Here is a 20,919-nt window from a genome sequence, read left to right as displayed (position 1 = left end):
CGCTCGACCTAAGGTGAGCGGCCTGATCGCGAATCGCCGCGATCGCCCGTCACCGCCGAGCCCGCCGCAATGGAACGTCCGTGTTAAGGACCGTCTGCGCCACCCGCTACGTCACCCCGCTGCGCGAGGGCGGCTCGCTGCCGGCCGTGGTCGAAGCCGACGACGATGGCCTGTATGTGATGAAGTTCCGCGGCGCCGGCCAGGGCCGCAAGGCCCTGGTCGCCGAGATCGTGGCCGGCGAACTCGCCCGCCGGCTGGAGCTGCCGGTGCCGGAGATCGTGCTGATCGAGCTCGACCCCGACATGGCCCGCACCGAGCCCGATCCGGAGATCCAGCACCTGATCCGCGCCAGCGAGGGTCTCAACCTCGCCGTCGATTACCTGCCCGGTTCGGTCAACTACGACCCGCTGGTCGACCGCCCGAACGACCAGATGGCCTCGCGCATCGTCTGGTTCGACGCCTTCGTCACCAACGTCGACCGCACCGCGCGCAACACCAACATGCTGCTGTGGCATCGCCGCCTGACCCTGATCGACCACGGCGCCGCGCTGTACTTCCACCACGACTGGGCCAACGCCGGCAATGCCGCGGGCAGCCGCTTCGTCCCGATCAAGGATCACGTGCTGCTGCCGTTCGCCAACGCCATCGCCCAGGTCGATGCGGCGATGGCCGCGGCGGTCACGCCCGAACTGGTGCGCTCCATCGTCGAGCTGGTGCCCGACGACTGGCTGGCCGACGAGCCGGGCTTTGCCGACGCCGCCGCGCACCGCCAGGCCTATGCCGATTATCTGAACCGCCGCGTGCAGGCGCCGCGCGCGTTCGTGGAGGAGGCGCTCCATGCCCGCTCGCTCTCCCTATGACTATGCGGTGATCCGCGTGGTGCCGCGGGTCGAACGCGAAGAATTCGTCAACGTCGGCGTGCTGGTCTCGTGCCCGGGCTCGAGCCTGCTGGTCGCCGGGATCGAACTCGACGAGACGCGCCTGCGCGCGCTCGACCCCGGCGTCGACATCGACGCGGTGCGCCTGCATCTGCAGGCGATCGAACGGATCTGCCGCGGCGGCCGCGACGCCGGTCCGATCGGCCAGTTGCCGGTGCGCGCGCGCTTCCACTGGCTCACCGCCAAACGCAGCTCGATCATCCAGATGTCGCCGGTGCACACCGGCCGCTGCCTGGAGCCTGGGCAGATCGTCGAGCATCTGCTGACGCGCATGGTGCGGCCGATCCCGCCGCGCGAATGAACCCCGCGCCGGCGCGGGCTTGTTGCCCGTCGCCGGCGCCCCTATGTTCGCCAGAGCGCGACTAACGCAACGGAGCCAGAGCGAATGGAGCAGGGCCAGGAAATCTTCGAGCACGCCGGCGACGCCGCCGACCTCAAGCGCGCGGTGGCGCTGCTGGAAACCCCGTCGATCACCGCGCGCATGACCGCCTTCGTCGGCGCGCCGATCGAGTTCGGCATGTCGAAACTGCCCGGCTTCGTCAGCCGCAGGATCCAGAACATCGTCCACGGCGCCCTGCACAAGGCCGCCGCGGCGGCGCTGTGGACGGTCAAGGACGAGCCGACCAAGGCCTCCTCGACCAAGAGCCACAAGCTGGTCGCCGGCGCGGTCGGGGCGGTCGGCGGTTTCTTCGGCGCCGCCGGGCTGGCCGCGGAGCTGCCGGTGTCGACCGTGGTGATGATGCGCGCGGTCGCCGACATCGCCCGCAGCGAGGGCTTTTCGCTATCCGATCCCGAAGTGCAGGCCGCATGCGTGGAAGTGTTCGCCTTCGGCGGCGGCAGCGACGAGGACGATGCGTCCGCGTCCGGCTATTACGCCGTGCGTACCGCGCTGGCCGAAGTCGGCCGGCTGGAACTGGCCGGACTGGCCGGCCGGCGCGGCGCCCAGCACGCCACCCATGCCTACGCCAAGAAACAGGCCACGGCCTGGATGAGCAAGCTGGTCGACGTCGTCGCCACCCGCTTCGGCGTGGTGGTCGGCGAGAAGACCGCGGCGCAGCTGGTGCCGGTGATCGGCGCGGCCACCGCGGCGACGATGAACATGCTGTTCACCAATCACTACCAGGACATGGCGCGCGGGCATTTCATAGTCAAGCGCCTGGAACGCAAATACGGCCACGCCGAAGTCGCCCGCGCCTACGAACGCCAGCGCACCGACCCGACGCTGTCGGCGCCGGCGTCGCCGCCACGGGCCTTGCCGGCGCCGCGCGCGGAGGACGCCGAGGGCGGCTGAGCGGCTGACGGTTGATTGTGAGTAACGAGTAACGAGTAGTTAGCAACTAGCAACAGCAGCTAGTGACTAGTGACTAGTGGTGGGTAGTTGGTAGCTGGAGTGAGTAGCCAATAGCGAGCAGTGAGGAGCTGGCAGCGAGCGGCATTACCCGTCCGCCCGTCATCCCCGCGCAGGCGGGGATCCAAAGGCCTCAAGCGTTCTCGCACGAAAGCCCTCGATCCCCGCCTGCGCGGGATGACAGGTTGCGGGCCTTCGCATCGGCGAGAGCCGGCGTGCGGCGGCACCTCCCGCCGCTCCAGGTAGGAGCGGCGCAAGCCGCGACCGCGGACTGGCCGGTGCGGCGTAACGGCTAGTAACTAGTAGTGAGTAACGAATGATGGGAGGAACGAGCACTAGTTGCTCGTTCCTAGTTCCTACTTGCCACTTCCCCGAGCCCGGCAGCGAACCGCCGATCGCCGCGCGGCTGCCTCAATCGGAACGCAGGCTCAGGGTCGTGCGCGTGCCGCGTTCGGCCGCGTCGAAACGCAGGCTCCAGCCCAGGTGTTCGCACAGGCGCGAGATCAGGTCCAGGCCGATGCCGCCGCCTCCGCGGCCGCCGCGTGCGACCCGCGCATAGATCGCGCTGATTTCTTCCGGGGTCATGCCGTGGCCCGGATCTTCGATGATCACGGTCGCGTCCGCGGACAGGCGAATCGCGATTTCGCCGCGGTCGCTGTTCTCGATGGCGTTGCGCAGCAGATTGCCGATCGCCGCCTGCACGATCGGCAGCGGCGCGACGATCTCGCAATGCGGCAGCGGCGCCAGCGCCAGGCTGAGGTCCTTGTCGCGGGTCAGGTGGCGATGGTCTTCGACGATCTCCGGCAGCAACTGGTCCAGGGCGACGCGGTCGGCGCTCGCGGCCAGGCGCTGCGGGTCCTTGGCCAGGGTCAACAGCAAGGAGATCAGCTGCTCGACGTCGCGGGCGGTGCGGCGGATCCGTTCGAGTTGCAGGCGCGCGCCCGGCGGCAATTCGCGGTGTTCCAGCGCGAGCTCGGTCGAGCCGGCGATCACCGCGATCGGCGTGCGCAGCTCGTGGCTGGCGCTGTCGATGAAGGCGCGTTCGCGCTCGACGAAACGGTCGTTGCGTTCGAGGTAGTCGTTGACCGCATCGGCGATCACCACCAGTTCCGAACTCGCCGCTTCCGGCACTTCGACACGCTGGCCGGCGCGGTCGGGCTGCAGGCCGCCGATGCGCTGGGCCATGTGGCTGAGCGGGCGGACCAGTCGGTGCACGCCCCAGCCGATCATCACGGCCAACAGCAACAGGGTGGTGATCGCGGCGCCGGCGATGGTCAGCGCCATGTCGAACTCGCTGTGCTCCATGTCGGTGATGTCGAGCGACAGGGTCAGGCGCGCGCCGTCGACCTCGCGCACCATCACCACGCGTTCGGTGCCGTCGACCAGGATGTCGTCGTGCACGCCGGGGCCGAGCGCTTGCAGGCCGGCGGGGATCGGCCGCGCGCCGCGACTGTCGTAGAGCTGCAGCGACTCGGTGTCGATCCAGCGGTAATCGGGATCGACTTGGCGGCGCTCGATGAAGTGATCGAGCTCGGAATCCAGCAGCGAGGTCCACACCAGGTGCTCGGCGTGCTCGTTGACGACGAAGCCCTGCACCACCACCGCGACCGACAGCAAGGCGGTATAGCCGAGCACGCCGAGCAGGATGCGGCGCTGCAGGCTCGAACGGAACCCGCCGCGCGCGCCGGCGGCGTCGCGGGCGGAACCGGCGCCGGAGTCAGCCGGCGTGGTCATCGCGGTCGCGCTCCGCGGCCGGTACGGCGATCCGATAGCCGACCCGCGGCAGGGTCTGGATCAGCTTGACCGGATAGGGCCCATCGACGGCGCGGCGCAGTTCGTAGATATGCGAGCGCAGCATGTCGCCGTCGGGCGGGCTGTCGCCCCACAAGGCGTGTTCGAGGCGTTCGCGGGTGACCGCGGCCGGGCTCGACTGCATCAGCACTTCGAGCAACTTGCGGCAAGCCGGATACAGGTGCAGGGCGCGTCCGTCGCGGCTGACCTCCAGGGTGGTCAGGTCGAGCTTGAGGTCGGCCAGTTGCAGCACTTTGCTGCGGTTGCGGCCGGCGGCGCGCGCCGTCAGCGCTTCCAGCCGCACTTCGAGTTCGGGCAGGGCGAAGGGTTTGGTCAAATAGTCGTCGGCGCCGGCGCGGAAGCCGGCGATCTTGTCGGGCAGTTCGTCGCGCGCGGTCAGCATCAGCACCGGTACGTCCGAACCGGCTTCCTCGCGCAGGCAGCGCAGCACCTCGCGCCCGTCCAGGCGCGGCAGCATCCAGTCCAGCACGATCGCGTCGTAGTGTTGGGTCACCGCCAGGTGCAGGCCGGTCGGGCCGTCGGGCGCGGCATCCAGGGTGTAGCCGCGCGCCTCGAAATAATCGAAGAGGTTGGCGACCAGGCTGCGATTGTCTTCCACCACCAACAGGCGCATGCGCCGAGTCTCCCGCCGCGGTTCGCGGCTAGTTGCGATAGTGCCCGATTCGGGCCGGCCGGGCCGCTCAGGGGCCGGTTTGAAGCGGGTTTGGAGCCTTTAGGGACGATGGGGCCATGAGCGCGGGCGGTTACGTTCGCCCGCAGTAAACCGCCAGCATCGCCCGACTCGCGTCGGAACGATGTCGGAGCGCGGCCGTGCCCCCTCGCAGCCCGCGTCGAAGTCGCGCCGCGATCCACGCCGGCAGCTGAACGCTGTCGGCCGCGGCGGCGCGACCGTCTGCCCTTTAACGAAGCGCGAACCTGGCTCCGACCGCTCTCCGACAGCGGCGCTTCGATGATCGCCGCCGGTCCGGTCGATCCCATTGCGGGACGCCTTCGCCGCCTTGCGAGCCCGCCGCCGTCGATGAACGATTCCGCCTATTCCCTCGCCCGCTCCGGGCCTTCTTCGCCGCCCCAGTCATCGTATTTCCTACTCCTGCGCAACCCGTTCCTGCGCAGCCACTTCGTCGCGCCGCTGCTGGTCTGGTGCGCGGTCACCGCCTGGGCGATGAGCGGCGGCGACTTCTGGCTCGCCGATCGCCTCTACGCCTGGCAAGGCGGGCGCTGGGCGCTGCAGAACGCCGACCTGACCGAGCGGCTGATCCATCGCTTCGGCCGCGACGCCAGCACCGCCGCCTGGTTCGGCGTGCTCGCACTGTGGCTCGTCGCGCGTCTGCGCCCGGGCCTGAGCGAGTGGCGACGCCCGCTGGCGTATCTGCTGCTCTCGACCGTGCTGGCGATCGCGCTGGTCTCGGCGCTGAAGTCGCTCACCGCCGTCGACTGCCCCTGGGACCTGCGCCGCTACGGCGGGGCCGACGAATTCTTCGGCCTGTTCTCGCAGCGTCCGCCGGGTTCCGGCCGCGGGCGCTGCTTTCCGGCCGGCCACGCCAGCGCCGGCTATGCCTGGGTCGCCCTGTATTTCTTCCTGTCGTGTGTGCAGCCGCGATGGCGCTGGTTCGGGCTGTCGGTCGGCCTCGTCCTGGGCCTGCTGTTCGGCGTCTCGCAACAGCTGCGCGGCGCGCATTTCCTCTCGCACGACCTGTGGACCCTCGCCATCGCCTGGTCGGCGGCGCTGGGGTCGTACCTGGCGATGGCGCCGCTGCGCCGCGCCGCGCCGGCCGCCGTCGCCTTGCCGCCGTCGCCGAGCGCCGGTCGATGAATGCGATCGTTCATGTGCGGCTGCGCTGGCCGGCCTGGTTCGGCTATCGCCCGCAGGCCAGCGTCGAGACCATCGCCCTGGTCGCGAGCCTGTTCTTCGCGGTGTTCGCCAACGGCGCGTTCTGGCGCGCGGCCTCGGCCGCCGGCGCGCTCGGCGCCGGCGACGGCGCCCGGGTCGCCGCCTGCATGTTCGTGGCGATCGTCGCGATCACCCTGCTGCTGCTCGGGCTGTTGTTGAATCGCTGGACGGTGAAGCCGCTGCTGACGGCGCTGTTGCTGGTCACCGCCGCCGCCGCGCATTTCATGAGCCAGTACGGCGTGTACCTCGACACCGGCATGATCCGCAACGTGCTGCAGTCCGACGGCAAGGAGTCCGGCGAATTGCTCAGTGCCGGCCTGATCCTGCCGATGCTGTTGTACGGGGTGCTGCCGTCGCTGCTGCTGTGGCGGGTGAAGCTCACGCCGCGCCCGCTGGGCCGCGCCGTGCTGGTCCGCGTGGGCACGCTGTCGGCCGCGCTCGCGGTCAGCGTGCTGGCGCTGATGCTGTCGTTCCAGGACGTCTCGGCGCTGATGCGCAATCACAAGGAAATCCGCCACCTGGTGACCCCGGCGAATTATCTGGTTTCGCTGGCGCGGGTCGCGTTCGACGACTCGGCCTCGCGGGCGCGCGGCCGCGAGCCGGTCGGCACCGATGCGCGCGTCGTCGCGCGCCCGCCCGGAGCCAAGCCGCGGCTGCTGGTGCTGGTGGTCGGCGAAACCGTGCGCGCGCAGAACTGGGGCCTCAACGGCTACCGGCGCCAGACCACGCCGGAGCTGGCGCGGATCCAGCCGGTCAATTTTTCCGACATGACCGCCTGCGGCAGCAGCACCGAGGTCTCGGTGCCGTGCATGTTCTCGCCGTACGGGCGCGAGCACTACGACAAGCGCCGCATCGAAGGTTCGCAATCGCTGCTCAACGTGCTCGAATACGCCGGCATCCAGACCCTGTGGCGCGACAACCAGACCGGGTGCAAGAACGTCTGCACGGGCCTGGCGTTCGAGTCGTTCGAGCACGACCGCGATCCGGCCTTCTGCGATGCCGAGCGCTGTTTCGACGAGGTCATGCTGCGCGGCCTGCGCGAGCGCCTCGACCGGCGCGGCGGCGACGCGGTGGTGGTGCTGCACCAGCTCGGCAATCACGGGCCGAGCTATTTCCGCCGCTACCCCGAGCGCCTGCGCCGCTACACCCCGACCTGCGACACCAACGAGCTGGGGCGCTGCAGCCGCGAGGAGATCGTCAATGCCTACGACAACGCGGTCCTGGCCACCGACGAATTCCTCGCCCGCACCATCCGCTACCTGGCCGGCGATGCGAGTCGCGACACCGCGCTGATCTATCTGTCCGACCACGGCGAGTCGCTCGGCGAGAACGGGCTGTACCTGCATGGCGTGCCATATGCGATCGCGCCGCAGACCCAGACCCGGGTGCCGATGGTGATGTGGCTGTCGCCGGGGTTCAGCGCCGCGCGCGGCGTCGACCTGCAATGCCTGCGCCGGGAATCGCGGCTGCCGGCCAGCCAGGACAACCTGTTCCACTCGGTGCTCGGCCTGATGCAGGTCGAGACCGGCGTCTATCGCAAGGAACTGGACCTGTTCGCGCCGTGCGTGCCGGGCGCGAGCGCGACCGCGACGGATTGAGACGGCACGGCCCGCGCCGACGCGCTCAGCTCGCGCCCCACCAGCGCCGGTGCAGCACGCGCCGGTGGCTGTAGCGCAACAGGCGCCGGACTTCGCTCTCGTCGGCGCGCTGCGGATACGGCCATTGGGCGCTCTGGGTGCTGTCGGGATGCCAGCCGTTCTGCCGCCACATCGCGTCGACCGCGGCGAAGTAACCGTGGTTGACCAGCACCTCGAACTCGGGCGCGAGGAAACGGTCGAGATCGGTGCGGAACTGGCCGATCACCTCGCGCACCAGACCCGGGCCGTAGCCGTCGGCGCCTTCGTCGCGGGAGCCGTTCAAGCCCCAGTACATGCCGATCAGCGAGCCGCTTTCGGCCTGGCCGAAGAACAGTCGCTTGCGCAGCGCCTCGGCCTGATTGCCGACCACCTGGGTGTAGCGCAGCAGCCGTTGCAGCCACCAACGCCGGCTCTCGAACGCGAACGGTCCGCCGCCGTCGGACACCAGCACTTCGCGATAGCGGCGCATCGCCGGCTCGGTGGCCAGGTTGTCGTAAACGCCGCCGTCGCTGAGCTCGATGCGCCCGCGCAGTTCTTCGCCGTCGTCGCCGCGATAGTGGCCGTGCTGGTAGTCGCCGGGTTCGGTGTCGAAGCGGACCGGGCCGAACACCGGCGGAAACGACGAGGACGCGGCCACCGCGCAGGCCAGCCGGACGCGTCGCGCGCCATCGCGCAGATAACCGGCCAGGTAGTCGCCGACCCGGCGCCGCGAGAACTCCCAGTTGACCCCGAAGGTCAGGTCGGTGGCGCAGAACACGAAGGCCGGCGACTCGGGCAACTGATCGAGGGTGCGTTCGCCGAAGATCGCGGTATAGCGGCGTTCGAGCAGGCCGATCCGGTGCGAGGGCCACAGCCAGTTGTGGGCGAAGGTGGCCAGCACCGGCACGGTGCGCAGGTCGCGGGCGACGACCTCGCGGAACGGTTCGACCACGACCGCGCGAAAATCGATGCGGTCGCTCCAGGCGGCGAAGGCTTCGCCGTCGAGGCGGGTGTCGAGGTAGCGACAGGCCAGCCAGGCCGAGACGATGCTGCCGCCGGAGACCGAGCTGAACAAGCTCACGCCGGCGAGCAGCCCGCTCTCGTGCAGGCGCAACAGGGCGCCGAGATGGAACAGCGCGGCGCGATAGCCGCCGCCGGACAGGCAGACGGCCCGGCCTTCGCGTTCGCCGGCGCCGCGCGTGTCGGCGGCGAGCGCGGCTCGGCGCGCTTCGCGGCGCACGCGCAGCCGTTCGAGTTCGACATCGGTGCTTTTCATGGAGGCGGCCTCGCCGGTTCGAGACGCGACGGGAGCATCGCGCGTTCAGCCGGATATTGTCGCCGGCGAGCGTCTGCGGTGTTGGGACGGGCGCCTTGCGATGCGCCTCGTCCCTGGTGTTTGCCTCTGCCCGCGTCGGTCGCGGCGGCGCGGCTCAGGCTTCCAGTGTCTGGGCGGCCGGCGCACGCATCGGCGCGGCCGGCGCCGCGGCGGCCTCAGCGGACAGGTCATGCCGAGACAGGCCGGGCCGAGGCGGGTCAGGCTGAGTCAGGTCGGGGCCGGCCAAGTCCGGCAGCAAGCCCCATTCGGCCAGCGCGCGCACCGCGGTCGCTCCGCCTTCTTCGGCGCGGATGCGTTGGCCGAGCTGCGAGGCCGCCTGCACCATCGGCGCCTGCAGGCCGGCGGCGATCGCCTGCGCCATCTGCGCCGCGGTTACCGTCACCCGGTCCAGGGCCGGCGGCGCGGCGCCCAGTTCGTGCATGCGCCGCGCCCAGAACGGTTGGTCGCCGAAGAACGGCACGAACACCGAGGGGATGCCGGCGCGCGCGGCCGCCGCGGTGGTGCCGGCACCGCCATGGTGCACGGCCAGGGCCATGCGCGGGAACAGCCAGTCGTGAGGCGCGTTGTCGATCACGTAGGTGCGCTCGTCGCGGCGCCCGGGCTCGCCGCGCAGGCCGCCCCAGCCGGTCGCGAGCACCGCGCGGCGGCCGCTCAGGCGCGCGGCCTCGAGCACGGTCTGGGTGAAGCCCTCGGCGTTGTTGGCCAGCATACTGCCGAAGCCGATGTAGATCGGCGGGTCGCCTTCGTCGAGGAAGTCCTGCAGGGCCGGCGGCGGTTGCCAGGCCTGCGCCTGGTCGAGGAACCAGCCGCCGGTGACCCGCGCCTCCTGCGGCCAGTCGCTCGGTCGCGGCAGGATGTGCCGGCTGTAGCCGTACAGCACGCGTTTGCGCAGGCGATCGCGCTCGAAGTACGGGCCGTACCAGGGATAGCGCGGCAGGCCGAGCTGCGGCCGGATCACGTCGTTGACCGCGGGCTTGAGCGTGTACCAGGCCAACAGCTTCATCAGTTGGTACAGGCCCAGGTTGATCGCGCCGGGGAAGCGCGCCTTCGACCAGAACGCCAGCGGCGAGAGTTCGCGCGACGGAGTGAACGGCTGCAACTGCGCTTGCACGAAGGCGATGCCCTCGGCCTCGCCGAGCGCTTTCGCCAGTTGGGTGGCGATGCCGTTGCCGATCAGCAAAGCCGCGCCTTCGCAGGCCGGGCGCGTTTCGCGCACCCAGGTCGCGGCCATCGAGGCGAATTTCTCGCGCGTGTGCTTGACCAGGAACAAGGGGTTGAGCGCCTTGTCGACGGTCTCGGGGTTGTTGGTCAGCAGATCGCTGAAGTCGGCGCTGAGGGCGAAGAACTCCAGCCCGGCCTCGCGCACCATGCCGGCGAAGTTGTCGCTGGTGACGATGCGCACCCGGTGGCCGGCCTGGCGCAGGGCCACCCCGAGGGCGACGCAGGGACGCGCGTCGCCTTGGGTGCCGACGGTGAAGATGACGATGGCGGCGGACATGGGCGTCTCCTTACGAATACGCGACCGCGAGCGCGGCCGGCGTCGGTGGGGGCGAGGGCAGCGGCCGCGACGCCAGCCGCTCGCGCAGCACGCGGGCGATGTGCGCGGCCGCGCGCGGTTCGAGCATCGACTGGTGGTGGCAGTCGATGTCGTGGATCTCGATGCGCCCGCCGATGTAGGGCTGCCAGGCGGCGGCGTGGTAGTGCAGCAGGCCGTCCAGGTCGACGTGCTCCTTGAGCCCGGCGTTGAAGAACACCACGTCGGTCTCGATCGGCGCCGGCCGGTAGCGCCGCGCCAGCATCAGGTTGTTGCGGGTGACCGCGGTGACGTTCTCGATCAGGCGCGCGTCGGCCTTCATGATTTCCTGCACCAGCGGGATCGAGAACACCTCGTACTCGCGGCACAGCAGGTCGGCCAGGCTGCGCATGTCCTGCGGCGGGTTGTCGCGGATGCGGTGATGGAAACCGAGGAACTTGAGCACCGCCAGCGCTTGCTGCGCTTCGCTCTGGCTCTCGTGGGCGTCGGCCACGAACGGATACGAATCCATCATCGCCAGCAGTTCGACCCGTTCGCCGGTCTGCTGCAGCTGCGCGGCGATGGCGTGCCCGATCAGGCCGCCGAGCGACCAGCCGAGCAACCGGTACGGCCCCTGCGGCTGGACCCGGCGCATCTGCGCGATGTAGTCGGCGGCGATCTCTTCGATGCTGCCGGGCAGGGCGCCGCCGCCGCGCAGGCCCCGCGACTGCAGCGCATACACCGGCAAGGCCTCGTCGAGGTGGCGCAGCATGCCGGCGTAGGACCAACTGAAGCCGGTGACCGGGTGAATGCAGAACAGCGGCCGCTCGCGGTCCGACGGGCGCAGCGACAGCAGCGCGCCGAGCGGGTCGTTCTCGCCGCCGCTGCGTTCCAGGTAGGCGGCCAGGCCGGCGATGGTCGAGCCCTCGAACAGGGCGCCGAGCGACAGCTCGCTGCCGAAGTGCTGCGGGAACGCGGCGACCAGTTCGGCCGCGGTCAGCGAATCGCCGCCGAGCTCGAAGAAGTTGTCGTGGATGCCGACCCGTTCGAGCCCGAAGATCTGCTGCCACAGCGCCACCAGCTTGCGTTCGATGTCGCTGCGCGGCGCGGCGTAGACGGCCTGGCGGCTGCGCTCCGGCGGCGCCAGCGCCTTGCGGTCGAGCTTGCCGCTCGGGGTCAGCGGCAAGGCCGCGAGTTCGACGTAGACGCTCGGCACCATGTACTCGGGCAGTTTGGCGGCAAGGCGGCGGCGCAGGCCGTCGCGGTCGAGGCTCAGGCCGGTGGCCGGCACCAGGTAGGCGGCCAGCATGGCCGGGCCGCTGCCGTCGGCGTGCAGGGCGACCGCGGCCTCGGCCACGGTTTCCTCGGCGCTGAGCAAGGTTTCGATCTCGCCCAGTTCGACCCGGTGGCCGCGGATCTTGACCTGCTGGTCGGCGCGGCCGAGGTATTCGATGACGCCGTCGTCGCGCCAGCGCGTCAGGTCGCCGGTGCGGTACAGGCGCGCCGGCATGCCGGTCTGCTGGTGGCTGGAGGACTGGTCGAACGGATCGGGGATGAAGCGCTCGGCGGTCAGTTCGTCGCGGCCCAGATAGCCCTTGGCCACGCAGGCGCCGCCGATGTAGAGCTCGCCGACGCTGCCGGTCGGCACCGGGTTGAGGGCGCTGTCGAGCACGTAGGCGCGGGTGTTCAACAGCGGCCTGCCGATCGGCGGCGGCGCGCCGTCGGCGATGTCGGCCGCGCTGATTTCGATCGCGCTGGCCCACACCGTGGTCTCGGTGGGCCCGTACAGATTGGTCACCCGCGCGGCCGCGGCAAGCAGGCGCTGGGCGAGCTCCGGCGGCAGCGCTTCGCCGGTCGACAGCGCGTGCACGCCGTCCAGGCGCACCTCGGGGTTGGCCAGCAGCATCCGCCACAGCGACGGCGTGGCCTGGACGAAGTTGAGGCCGTGCTCGGCGATCAGCCGGGCGAGGGCCAGCGGATTGCGCACCACCTCGGCGGTGGTCACGACGATGCGCGCCCCGACGCTGAGCGGCAGGAACAACTCGAAGCAGGCGATGTCGAAGGCGACCGTGGTCTGGGCCAGGAACCGATCGGCCGCGGTCGGCGCGAACAGGCGCTGGGTCGCGAGCAGGAAGTTGGCGAGATTGCGTTGGCTGACTTCGACGCCCTTGGGCCGACCGGTCGAGCCGGAGGTGTAGATCAGGTAGGCAGTCGCGTCGAAACGCGCGCGCGGCAGCGCGAGGGCCGTGTCGATCTCGTAGGCCTCGTCCTGCTCGTGCGCGAACAGCACCGGCAGGGCGCGGCCGGAGAAGGCCTCGGCGAACTGCTGCGTGGTCAGCAGCAGACTCGGCGCGGCGTCGTCGAGGGTCAGGGAGATGCGTTCGGCCGGCGCTTCCGGGTCGAGCGGCAGATAAGCCGCGCCGGCCTTCCACACCGCGAGCAGCGACGCGATCAGGACCTCGTCGCGCGGCAGGCCGATCGCGACGATGTCGCCGGGGCGCACGCCGTGTGCGATCAGGCGATGGGCGAGGCGGCTGCTGCTCTGGTCGAGCTCGCGATAGCTCAGCACGGTGTCGCCGGCGATCACCGCGACCGCGTCCGGAGTGCGCGCGGCCTGCTGCTCGAACTGCTCGAGCGCGGTGGTTTCCGGCAGCGGCGCGTCGGTGTCGTTCCAGCCCCGCAGCAAGCGTTCGCGCTCCTCCTCGCCGAGTACGTCGATCGCACCGAGGCTCAGGGAGGGATCGGCCAGGACCGATTCGATCAGCCGCATCAGCCGGCGCCGGTGCTCGTCGAGTTCGGCGGCCGGATACAGGGTCGGATTGGCGTCGAGATCGAAGCTCAGCCCTTCGCCGTCGTCGCGGTCGTAGACGAACACGGTCAGGTCTTCGGCCGAGCCGTTGTGCAGGTTGTGGCCGGTCGCGCGATGGCCGCCGAAGCTGCCGTAGTCGAAGGGCTCGATGTTGATGCCGAGCCAGGCCAGGTGCTGGTCGGGATTGACCAGGCCGAGGTCGCGGCGCAGGTCCTCGTAGCGGTACTGCTGATGGCGCAGCGCCTGCTTGACCACCCACGAGACCTGCGCGAACAGTTCCGGCATGGTCATCCGCGGGTGCATCGCCAAACGGATCGCGACCACGTTGGCGACCATGCCCGGGGTGCTGCGCAGGGCATGATTGACCCGGCCGGTGACCGGCATGCCGAACACCAGGTCGTGCGCGCCGGTGGCGCGGTGGTAATAGGCGGCGATCAGCGCGATCAGCGCTTGCGGCAGGCTGACCCCGCAGTCGCGCGCGATCTCGATCAGGCGCGTGCGCGCCGCCTCGTCGAGGAGGCCGCGCGCACGGCGCAGGCCGCCGTTGTTTCGCACCCGCCGCCGCGCCAGGGTCACCGCCTCGGGCAGGGCTGCCAATTGCTCGCGCCAGAACGCGCGATCGCGCTGGAAACGCTCGGAGCCGCGGTAGGCGGCTTCGCTTTCGACCAGCGCCGCCAGCGAGCCGTAGCCGCAGGGCGCGGGCTCGCGGCCTTCGACATAGGCGGTGTACAGCTCGCTGATGCGGCGCACCGTCATCCCGCCGCTGTAGCCGTCGTAGATGGTGTGGTGGGCGCGCTGGTACCAGCAATAGCGGTCGTCGGCGAGCTTGAACAAGGCGCCCACCCAGAGCGGGTCGTGGACGAAGTCGACCGGCTTGGCCAGTTCGGCCTGCATCCAGGCCTCCGCGGCGGCGCGCGGGTCGGCTTCCAGGCTGAGGTCGAAATACGGGAAGTCGCTTTCGTATTCGTCGCGCACGATCTGCCGCGGCAGGCCGCCGTGCTCGACGATGCGCACCCGGGTGGCATCGGCTTCGCGGGTGAATTGACGCAGTGCGCGCAGGAACTGCTCGGCATCGACCGGGCCGAGAATCTCCACGGCTTCGGCGATGTTCATGGAGGCTTCGGCCGAGGCGATCTTCTGCCCGACCCACAGTCCGCGCTGGGCGGTGGTCAGGGGCAGGGCGGGGCTGTGGGATTCGTTCATGGCGCGCATCCTTATGAGGCGGCCGTTGGCCGCACGCCGCCAGCGGCCGGCGGACGCAATGCCCGACGACGCGTTGTGTTCGCGCGCGATCCCGCGGCCGACTCGTCGTTACGAGTGGCCCCCTCTCCGTTTGGTTTCGAAACAAAAAGTACGTCGTCGCCGCGGCGTCCGGCGCCGGGGCAGAGCCCTGTCCGTAATCACTGGCTGCGCTGATCGCAGATGGCGGGCTTGAGTTGTTATGTGGTGACTGCGACAACGACTATCCGCATCACGCCTCGTTGCCGCTTGGGAATCAATATCCCTGAGCGCTCAAGCCGTGTCCATCGAGATCGGTGAGAGACGGATCACAAGTCGAATATTTACGGGGACCGCGTTGAGAGCCGGATCACAAGTCGAATATGTGAAGCTTTTTCTACAGCGGACAAGAATCCACGAATATTCTCGTCGCGGCGAGGATTTGGATTTTTATCCCGGGTAATCGGTTGTTCGCGCGGTATCGCAAGCCTGTTGCGAATCACGATCGGTTTGTGACGAAGCGCGGTGGGCAGGCGTCGCGGGTTTTCGGTTTCGCCAACGATTTTGTCGCCCGCGAATATCGGTGCGACTGCGCGCGGCGAGTTGCCGAGGCGGCGCCGCCCGAACTTCGACGCACGGCGGCAAGCGTTCGCGACGCGGGTGAATGCCGCGACCCCAAGCGACCCCGTCGGTCCGGGCCCCCGGCCTGGGCTATGATGAGAGTCATTCTCATCTGAGGCTCGGGCCGATGTCGTCCACGCCGCCGTCGTTCGCCGGTCCGGGACCGGACTTTCCGCCGCTGCGCGGCACGCAGCCCCACCGCGCGGCGCAGGCTGCCACGGCGGCGAGCACGGCGAGCACGGCGATCGCGCCGAGCCGCGACGCCGTGCTCGACGTCGCCGCGCGGCTGTTCGTCGAGCGCGGCACCGAGCGCGTCGCCCTGGCCGACATCGCCGCCGGCGCCGGCCTGGAGCTGGCGGCGCTGCGCGACCACTTCGCCAGCCGCGAGCACCTGTTGCTGGCCTTGCAGCAGCGCTTCGTCGAAGGCTTCCGGGTCCGCCTGTTCGAGGCCATGGAGCGTTGCAGCCCGAACGACTGGCCGGCGCGGCTGCGCGCCTGGGTGCAGAGCGCGGTCGACGGCTATCTGGACCAAGTCGCGTTGCACGACGTGGTCTTCCACGACCAGCGCAGCCACGACCGTCATGCGATGCAGGAAAACCCGGTCGTCGATCAGCTGGTCGAGTTGCTCGAAGGCGGCATCGCCGCGCGGGTCTGGGCCGCGCCGGACCCGCGCCTGACCGCGGTGATCTTCTTCACCGCGATGCACAGCGCGGTCGACCGGGTCATCGCCTGCGGCGAACCGCGCGACCGCCAGCGCCTGGTGCAGACGCTGGTCGGCTACTTCGAGCGCTCGGTGCAGTGGTGGGCGCGCTTCTGAACCCGGCCCACGGCCGCGGTCAGGCGGCGCGCGCGTCGGCGATGCCGCTGCGCAACCAGCCGCGGATCTCCTCGTCGTGCAGGCCCGCATCGGCGAGGGCGATGGCCTGCGCCCAGCATTGCACGGCTTGGCGGCGATCGCCGCCGGCCTGATGGCCGATGGCCTGGTTGGCGAGATCGAGCACCCGCGATTCGAGGTCGTCGGCGGCATTCATTTCCGCATGCATGAAGACTCCTTCCGGCCGCCGTCATCGGCGGCCTGCGCATGGGCTAACGCACCGCGCCGGAAAAAGGGGTCATCGCCGGGCTCCGTTCATTGCAGATGAAACGATTGCTCGAGAGGGGCGGACTCGGCTGGGGATTCTTCGCGCTGGGGGTGACGGCGGCCGCGCCATTCGCCGGGCTGGTGCCAGGGGAAGCGCAGCACGAAGCGCGCGCCGCCCAGCGGCGAGTGCTCGATGTGGACCTCGCCGCCGTGGCGGTCGACCACCTGGCGCACGATGCTGAGGCCGAGACCGAAGCCGCCGGTGGCGCGGTCGCGGCTGCGGTCGAGGCGATAGAAGGGTTCGAACACGCGTAGACGGTCTTCCGGCGGGATGCCGACGCCGTCGTCCTCGACCACCAACTGCCAGCCCTGCTCGACCGCTTCGGCGCTCACCCGGATGCGGCCGTCGGCGTAGCGCAGGGCGTTGCGCATCAGGTTGGAGAAAGCGCGGCCGAGGCTGCGCGGATCGACCACCACTTCGCTCAAGGCCGGCGCGAGCGCCCACTCGATGTGGGTGCTGCGGATGCGCAGCTCCTCGGCCGAGACGCCGGTCGAGGCGCGCAGGAACGCCGACAGCTCGACCCGTTCCAGCGCCGGCATCGGTCCGCTGCGTTCCAGCATGCCCAGGGTCAGCAGCTCGCCGACCAGCAGGTCGAGCTCCTCGACGTCGCAGCGCAGGGCGTGCACGCGGGCGCGGCCGACCCGGTCGTCGAGGGTGTCGCCGAGGTTGGCCAGGCCGAACTCCAGGCGGGTGATCGGCGTACGCAATTCGTGCGAGGCGGCGTTGACCATGTCGCGCTGCGACTGGATCAGGCAGCCGATCTGGTCGGCCATGTTGTTGAAGTACACGCACAGCTGGCGGATAGACGAGCCCGCCGGCAGCCGCGCGCGCGCGGCGAGGTCGCCGTCGCCGAAACGCGCGGCGGCTTCGCGCAGCCGTTCCAGGTCGCGCCAGTGCGGCTGCAGCCAGATCATCAGACCGACCAGCACCATCGCGAACACGGTGACGTAGGCGATGTAACGGATCGGGAAGTCGCTTTCGTCGTAGCTGATCTGGACCACGTCGCCGCGGTCGAGGCGGACGTAGACGTGATGGTGCTCGGTGCTGACGTGGTCGCTGGCGCTGCCGGTCGCGGCCAGTTCGGCCCGCACCCGCGGCGGCAGGCGCAGCGCCGTCGCCGGCGACAGCACGCTGTAGCGGTCCGGGGTGTTGCGGTTGAGCGCGGCCACGCGTTCGGGCAGCTCGTCGACGCCGACGCCGCGCAGGTGCTCGCGCAACAGCGCGAGCTCGCCGCTGAACTCGTGCCGCGCCGATTGCGAGTACTGGTCCGGGAACAGATACGGGAAGGCCTGCTGGACCAGCAACATCGAGCACAACAGCAGGCCGGCCACGGTCAGGTACAGCCGCGCCAGCATCGCGAACATTCAGTCCTCCCAGGCGATCGGACTGAACAGGTAGCCGCGGCCCCAGACGGTCTTGATCTTGCGCGGCTCGTGGGCGTCGTCGCCGAAATGCCGGCGCAGCCGCGAGATGCTCACGTCGACGGTGCGGTCGACGCCGTCGAAGCCGATCCCGCGCCAACGCCGCAGCAACTCGTCGCGGTTGAGCACGCGGCCGGCGGCCTGGGCCAGGATCACGAACAGGTTGTAGTCGGCGGTCTTGAGGTCGATTTCCTGGCCCTTCCATCGCACCTGGCGCGCGGTCAGGTCGATCTGCAGGCCGCCGTAGGACAGCATCGAGGAGCCGGTGGGCTGCGGCCGCGCCTGGCTGCGGCGCAGGATGGCGCGCAATCGCGCCAGCAGCAGCCGTGGTTCGACCGGCTTGAGCACGTAGTCGTCGGCGCCGACTTCCAGGCCGGTGACCTGGTCGAACAGATCGCCGCGCGCGGTCAGCATCACGATCGGCAGGCTCGACTGCTTGCGGATCTGGCGGCAGACATCGAAGCCGTCCATGCCGGGCAGCATCAGATCGAGCACGATCACATCGGGCGGATCGTCCTCGAGCGCGGCCAGCGCCTGGTCGCCGCGCAGCACCACCGAGGTCTGAAAGTCGTAGCGTTGCAGGTACTCGGAGATCAGCCCGGCCAGTCGGGCGTCGTCCTCGATCAGCAGGACTTTATTCATGGCCACCTCGTGCGAGCCGGCATGGTAGCGCCGGCGGGTGGCGGTCGTCGGGACCGTACAAATAAACACATCTGGTATGGAAGGCTGCCGCGGGCGGCGCCTGGCGCGGGACAGGACTCGAGCGTGCGTTCGCAATCTTACCGGGCGATGGGCGGTGAACTCGGAAACGCGGCAGTGAGGGCATCGAAGGCGGCGCCGTGAGTAGGCTTGCTGACAGTGATGCCGCGATCGTACCCAGGGTTGCAAGCGCGATGCGCGGACGGCGGCACGAGCGTCGACGCGATGGCGACGTCTCGATCCGACAGCGTAATGGCGCTGGCTGTACGCAGAGACAAGGCGAAACCGATGGACGGAGCGCGAGCGCCTACCAGCGGCGCATCGGCGGCCATCGCGCAACGCACGACGGCGGCTTTGCGCCGCCGTTTTGGCCGAGACACGAGCCTGGCGATGGCCAGGCACGAACATCTTCGTTGTCGTCGAAACGCGCCCGCGCGGCCACGATTGGTGACAAACGTCATGCCGGCGCGCCGCGCGGCGCTGCGCTCAGAGCGTCGCCCACAGCCGGCGCGCTTCGTGCGCGATCACTTCCGGAAACTCTTCCGGATAGAAGAGCTTCGCGCCTTCGATGAAACGGATGCCGCGCGAGTTCGGGAACAGGCGGTCGAGGTAACGCGGGCTGGCCGGCGAGAAAATCGTATCGCCGGTGCCCCACACGATCCGCACCGGCTGGATGCAGCGCTTGAGCGCCGCCTCGATGCCGGCGAGCGGGTTCGGGTCCAGGCCCATCGCGTAGGCGTCGGTGAGGCGGGTGCGCTGCGGCGTGCTGACCAGCGGGGCGAAGTAGGTCTCGATCGCCTCGTCGGTCGGATGATCGCGATAGGTGAAGCACTGTACGCCGATGCCTTTTTCCGAACGGGCGAAGTCGTGGTCGGCCAGTTGCGGCGGAAACGTGTCGAGGGCGAAGCGGCCGCGGCGCGCGGCTTCGATCACCGGCACCACCGCGGCCGGCGGGCTGTCGTTCTCGACGTCGCAGTTGGTCAGCAGCATGCTGCGCACGCGCTGCGGGTACTCGACCAGGAACATCTGCGCGATCGCGCCGCCGCTGTCGTTGGCGATCAGGTCGACGCTGTCGATGCCGAGCCGGTCGAGCAGGGTCGCGAGCATGTCGACCTGCGCATCCGGCGCCACGCTCTGGCCCTCGGCGACGCGCGTATAGCCCAGGCCCATGAAGTCGGCGGCGATGCAGCGGCGGTACGGCGCCAGATGGGCCATCGCGCCGCGCCACTGGAAACTGTTGAGCGGGAAGCCGTGCAGGAATAGAGCCACCGGCCCCTGGCCGCGTTCGACGTAGGCGATCTCGCCGAACGACGTCGCCAGGTAGCGGCGCGCGGCATGGAAAGCGGCGGCGTTCCAGGGGACGGCATCGGCACTGGCCGCGGTCGCGCCGGACAGGCCGGTGGCGCAGGCGCCGAGCAGGCCGACGCTGGCCGCGCCGACGCCGAGGTGGAGGAAGGTTCTGCGATTCATGTCGTCTCCAGGGGCCCGAGGGCGTTTCGATGGGAGGCGATGATTGGCGCGCGCGGTCATGCCGGCAATGACGCCGCAGGTGTAATCTTCATGACCTCGCAGGTCATGGTTTTGCGGGTGGCCGGCTCCTATCATGGCCGCATGAGCGCTGCCCTCGCACCGAATCCGAAAACCCGCCCGCGCGATCAGGGCGTCGGCGCGTTGCTGCGCGAATGGCGTGGGGTCAGGCGCTGGAGCCAGCTGGACCTGGCCCTGGATGCGGGCGTATCGGCGCGGCATCTGAGCTACGTCGAGACCGGAAAGTCGCAGCCGAGCCGCGAGATGATCGTCAAGCTCGCCGACGCGCTCGACATGCCGCTGCGCGAACGCAACGCGCTGTTGGTGGCGGCCGGCTTCGCGCCGAAGTATCCCGAGACCTCGCTGGCGACACCCGAGTTCGCTCAGATCCGGCGCGCGATCGAATTCATCCTCAAGCAGCAGGAGCCGTATCCGGCGTTCCTGTTGAACCGGCATTGGGACGTGCTGATGGCCAACGAGGCCGCGGTGCGCACCAATGCCTTCGTCATGCGCGGCCGCCCCAACCGCCACGCCAACATGATCCGGCAGATCTTCGACCCCGAAGACCTGCGCCCGGCGGTCGCCAACTGGGAAGAAGTGGCCGGCGAACTGATCCGCCATCTGCACACCGCGGTCGCGGCGACACCGGGCGACGGTGTGGCGCGCGCCTTGCTCGACGAGGCCATGGCCTATCCCGGTGTGCCGAGCCATTGGCGCCGGCGCCAGTTCGATGCGGCGCCGTCGCCGTTGCTGACCACGATCCTGCGCCGCGACCGGTACGAGCTGCGTTTCTTCTCGACCATCACCACCTTCGGCACCCCGCGCGACGTCACCATCGACGAGTTGCACGTGGAGTGCTGTTTCCCGATGGACGAGGCCACCGCGCAGCTCTGCCGCGCTTTGCAGGACGGCTCGCTCGCGGCCTGAGCGAGCCGGACGCCGGGTCTCGAGCGCCCGGCGCCGGCGGGACGAATCCGATAATGCAACCAAATGGTTGCGTTTCGATTCGGGCGGGGCTAGCCTTCGGT

The 20,919-nt window shown here is 69.8% G+C and carries 17 protein-coding genes; 7 read left to right on the top strand and 10 right to left on the bottom strand.

Going from position 1 to position 20,919, the window contains the following annotated elements; translation table 11 throughout:
- Positions 1 to 80: 80 nt before the first annotated feature.
- The 3 genes from AC6CH2_RS08160 to AC6CH2_RS08150 all read left to right on the top strand — a co-directional run bounded on the left by AC6CH2_RS08160 (position 81) and on the right by AC6CH2_RS08150 (position 2,229).
- Positions 81 to 860, top strand: a complete 780-nt coding sequence (locus AC6CH2_RS08160; RefSeq protein ID WP_498268803.1) for a HipA family kinase — start codon at positions 81 to 83, stop codon at positions 858 to 860.
- A complete protein-coding gene (locus tag AC6CH2_RS08155) occupies positions 838 to 1,239 on the top strand; it encodes a DUF3037 domain-containing protein (protein WP_435395428.1) in 402 nt (133 codons plus the stop codon). The genes AC6CH2_RS08160 and AC6CH2_RS08155 overlap by 23 nt, the downstream gene beginning before the upstream one ends.
- An 84-nt stretch (positions 1,240 to 1,323) precedes the next feature.
- A complete protein-coding gene (locus AC6CH2_RS08150; protein ID WP_498268802.1) occupies positions 1,324 to 2,229 on the top strand; it encodes an EcsC family protein in 906 nt (301 codons plus the stop codon).
- A 468-nt stretch (positions 2,230 to 2,697) separates the two neighbouring features.
- On the opposite strand, the gene AC6CH2_RS08145 is transcribed toward AC6CH2_RS08150, so the two are convergent.
- Together AC6CH2_RS08145 and AC6CH2_RS08140 are read right to left on the bottom strand one after the other, a co-directional pair.
- Entirely contained in the window at positions 2,698 to 4,020 is a 1,323-nt protein-coding gene (locus tag AC6CH2_RS08145) for a sensor histidine kinase (protein ID WP_498268801.1), read from the bottom strand.
- Positions 4,004 to 4,711, bottom strand: a complete 708-nt coding sequence (locus tag AC6CH2_RS08140) for a response regulator transcription factor (protein ID WP_498268800.1) — start codon at positions 4,709 to 4,711, stop codon at positions 4,004 to 4,006. Before AC6CH2_RS08140 ends, AC6CH2_RS08145 begins: the two co-directional genes overlap by 17 nt.
- Before the next feature lie 405 nt (positions 4,712 to 5,116).
- Here AC6CH2_RS08140 and AC6CH2_RS08135 point away from each other — a divergent pair, with 405 nt between their 5' ends.
- Positions 5,117 to 5,911, top strand: coding sequence for a phosphatase PAP2 family protein (locus AC6CH2_RS08135; RefSeq protein WP_498268799.1), 795 nt, complete (start codon positions 5,117 to 5,119; stop codon positions 5,909 to 5,911).
- Positions 5,908 to 7,587 (top strand): phosphoethanolamine transferase, encoded by a 1,680-nt coding sequence (locus AC6CH2_RS08130; RefSeq protein ID WP_498268798.1) that lies wholly within the window; start codon positions 5,908 to 5,910, stop codon positions 7,585 to 7,587. Before AC6CH2_RS08135 ends, AC6CH2_RS08130 begins: the two co-directional genes overlap by 4 nt.
- Before the next feature lie 25 nt (positions 7,588 to 7,612).
- Here AC6CH2_RS08130 and AC6CH2_RS08125 read toward each other — a convergent pair whose 3' ends face one another.
- From AC6CH2_RS08125 to AC6CH2_RS08115, 3 genes are all read right to left on the bottom strand, one after another.
- Positions 7,613 to 8,881 (bottom strand): patatin-like phospholipase family protein, encoded by a 1,269-nt coding sequence (locus tag AC6CH2_RS08125; protein ID WP_498268797.1) that lies wholly within the window; start codon positions 8,879 to 8,881, stop codon positions 7,613 to 7,615.
- Between the two features lie 154 nt (positions 8,882 to 9,035).
- Positions 9,036 to 10,439: a glycosyltransferase gene (locus tag AC6CH2_RS08120; RefSeq protein ID WP_498268796.1), complete on the bottom strand. Its 1,404-nt coding sequence runs from the start codon at positions 10,437 to 10,439 to the stop codon at positions 9,036 to 9,038.
- A 10-nt stretch (positions 10,440 to 10,449) separates the two neighbouring features.
- Positions 10,450 to 14,466, bottom strand: a complete 4,017-nt coding sequence (locus tag AC6CH2_RS08115) for an amino acid adenylation domain-containing protein (protein ID WP_498268795.1) — start codon at positions 14,464 to 14,466, stop codon at positions 10,450 to 10,452.
- Between the two features lie 763 nt (positions 14,467 to 15,229).
- On the opposite strand from AC6CH2_RS08115, the gene AC6CH2_RS08110 reads away from it, so the two are divergent.
- Complete coding sequence (locus AC6CH2_RS08110) at positions 15,230 to 15,919, top strand: TetR/AcrR family transcriptional regulator (RefSeq protein ID WP_498268794.1); 690 nt, start codon at positions 15,230 to 15,232, stop codon at positions 15,917 to 15,919.
- A gap of 19 nt (positions 15,920 to 15,938) precedes the next feature.
- Here the strand turns inward: AC6CH2_RS08110 and AC6CH2_RS08105 are convergent, their stop codons facing one another.
- The 5 genes from AC6CH2_RS08105 to AC6CH2_RS08085 all read right to left on the bottom strand — a co-directional run bounded on the left by AC6CH2_RS08105 (position 15,939) and on the right by AC6CH2_RS08085 (position 19,834).
- Complete coding sequence (locus AC6CH2_RS08105) at positions 15,939 to 16,145, bottom strand: hypothetical protein (protein WP_498268793.1); 207 nt, start codon at positions 16,143 to 16,145, stop codon at positions 15,939 to 15,941.
- Positions 16,146 to 16,231: 86 nt separating this feature from the next.
- Positions 16,232 to 17,608, bottom strand: coding sequence for an ATP-binding protein (locus tag AC6CH2_RS08100; RefSeq protein ID WP_498268792.1), 1,377 nt, complete (start codon positions 17,606 to 17,608; stop codon positions 16,232 to 16,234).
- Complete coding sequence (locus AC6CH2_RS08095; protein ID WP_498268791.1) at positions 17,609 to 18,307, bottom strand: response regulator; 699 nt, start codon at positions 18,305 to 18,307, stop codon at positions 17,609 to 17,611.
- 137 nt (positions 18,308 to 18,444) lie between these two features.
- Positions 18,445 to 18,825 carry a hypothetical protein gene (locus AC6CH2_RS08090; protein ID WP_498268790.1) on the bottom strand — a complete coding sequence of 127 codons (381 nt, stop codon included), beginning with the start codon at positions 18,823 to 18,825 and terminating at the stop codon, positions 18,445 to 18,447.
- 25 nt (positions 18,826 to 18,850) lie between these two features.
- Positions 18,851 to 19,834: an alpha/beta fold hydrolase gene (locus AC6CH2_RS08085; protein WP_498268789.1), complete on the bottom strand. Its 984-nt coding sequence runs from the start codon at positions 19,832 to 19,834 to the stop codon at positions 18,851 to 18,853.
- 141 nt (positions 19,835 to 19,975) lie between these two features.
- On the opposite strand from AC6CH2_RS08085, the gene AC6CH2_RS08080 reads away from it, so the two are divergent.
- The gene (locus AC6CH2_RS08080; protein WP_498268788.1) at positions 19,976 to 20,818 is read left to right on the top strand and encodes a helix-turn-helix domain-containing protein; all 843 of its coding nucleotides are present in this window, start codon (positions 19,976 to 19,978) and stop codon (positions 20,816 to 20,818) included.
- Positions 20,819 to 20,919 lie beyond the last annotated feature (101 nt).

This window comes from Lysobacter sp. GQ73 (assembly GCF_059758755.1).
This window is presented reverse-complemented; position numbering and strand designations above follow the sequence as displayed.

Bases quoted from the DNA above. Each gene is read 5' to 3' on its own strand.
- AC6CH2_RS08155 (WP_435395428.1), top strand. From the start codon at position 838: ATGCCCGCTCGCTCTCCCTATGACTATGCGGTGATCCGCGTGGTGCCG.
- AC6CH2_RS08150 (WP_498268802.1), top strand. From the start codon at position 1,324: ATGGAGCAGGGCCAGGAAATCTTCGAGCACGCCGGCGACGCCGCCGAC.
- AC6CH2_RS08145 (WP_498268801.1), bottom strand. From the start codon at position 4,020: ATGACCACGCCGGCTGACTCCGGCGCCGGTTCCGCCCGCGACGCCGCC.
- AC6CH2_RS08140 (WP_498268800.1), bottom strand. From the start codon at position 4,711: ATGCGCCTGTTGGTGGTGGAAGACAATCGCAGCCTGGTCGCCAACCTC.
- AC6CH2_RS08135 (WP_498268799.1), top strand. From the start codon at position 5,117: ATGAACGATTCCGCCTATTCCCTCGCCCGCTCCGGGCCTTCTTCGCCG.
- AC6CH2_RS08130 (WP_498268798.1), top strand. From the start codon at position 5,908: ATGAATGCGATCGTTCATGTGCGGCTGCGCTGGCCGGCCTGGTTCGGC.
- AC6CH2_RS08125 (WP_498268797.1), bottom strand. From the start codon at position 8,881: ATGAAAAGCACCGATGTCGAACTCGAACGGCTGCGCGTGCGCCGCGAA.
- AC6CH2_RS08120 (WP_498268796.1), bottom strand. From the start codon at position 10,439: ATGTCCGCCGCCATCGTCATCTTCACCGTCGGCACCCAAGGCGACGCG.
- AC6CH2_RS08115 (WP_498268795.1), bottom strand. From the start codon at position 14,466: ATGAACGAATCCCACAGCCCCGCCCTGCCCCTGACCACCGCCCAGCGC.
- AC6CH2_RS08110 (WP_498268794.1), top strand. From the start codon at position 15,230: ATGTCGTCCACGCCGCCGTCGTTCGCCGGTCCGGGACCGGACTTTCCG.
- AC6CH2_RS08105 (WP_498268793.1), bottom strand. From the start codon at position 16,145: ATGCATGCGGAAATGAATGCCGCCGACGACCTCGAATCGCGGGTGCTC.
- AC6CH2_RS08100 (WP_498268792.1), bottom strand. From the start codon at position 17,608: ATGTTCGCGATGCTGGCGCGGCTGTACCTGACCGTGGCCGGCCTGCTG.
- AC6CH2_RS08095 (WP_498268791.1), bottom strand. From the start codon at position 18,307: ATGAATAAAGTCCTGCTGATCGAGGACGACGCCCGACTGGCCGGGCTG.
- AC6CH2_RS08090 (WP_498268790.1), bottom strand. From the start codon at position 18,825: ATGACGTTTGTCACCAATCGTGGCCGCGCGGGCGCGTTTCGACGACAA.
- AC6CH2_RS08085 (WP_498268789.1), bottom strand. From the start codon at position 19,834: ATGAATCGCAGAACCTTCCTCCACCTCGGCGTCGGCGCGGCCAGCGTC.
- AC6CH2_RS08080 (WP_498268788.1), top strand. From the start codon at position 19,976: ATGAGCGCTGCCCTCGCACCGAATCCGAAAACCCGCCCGCGCGATCAG.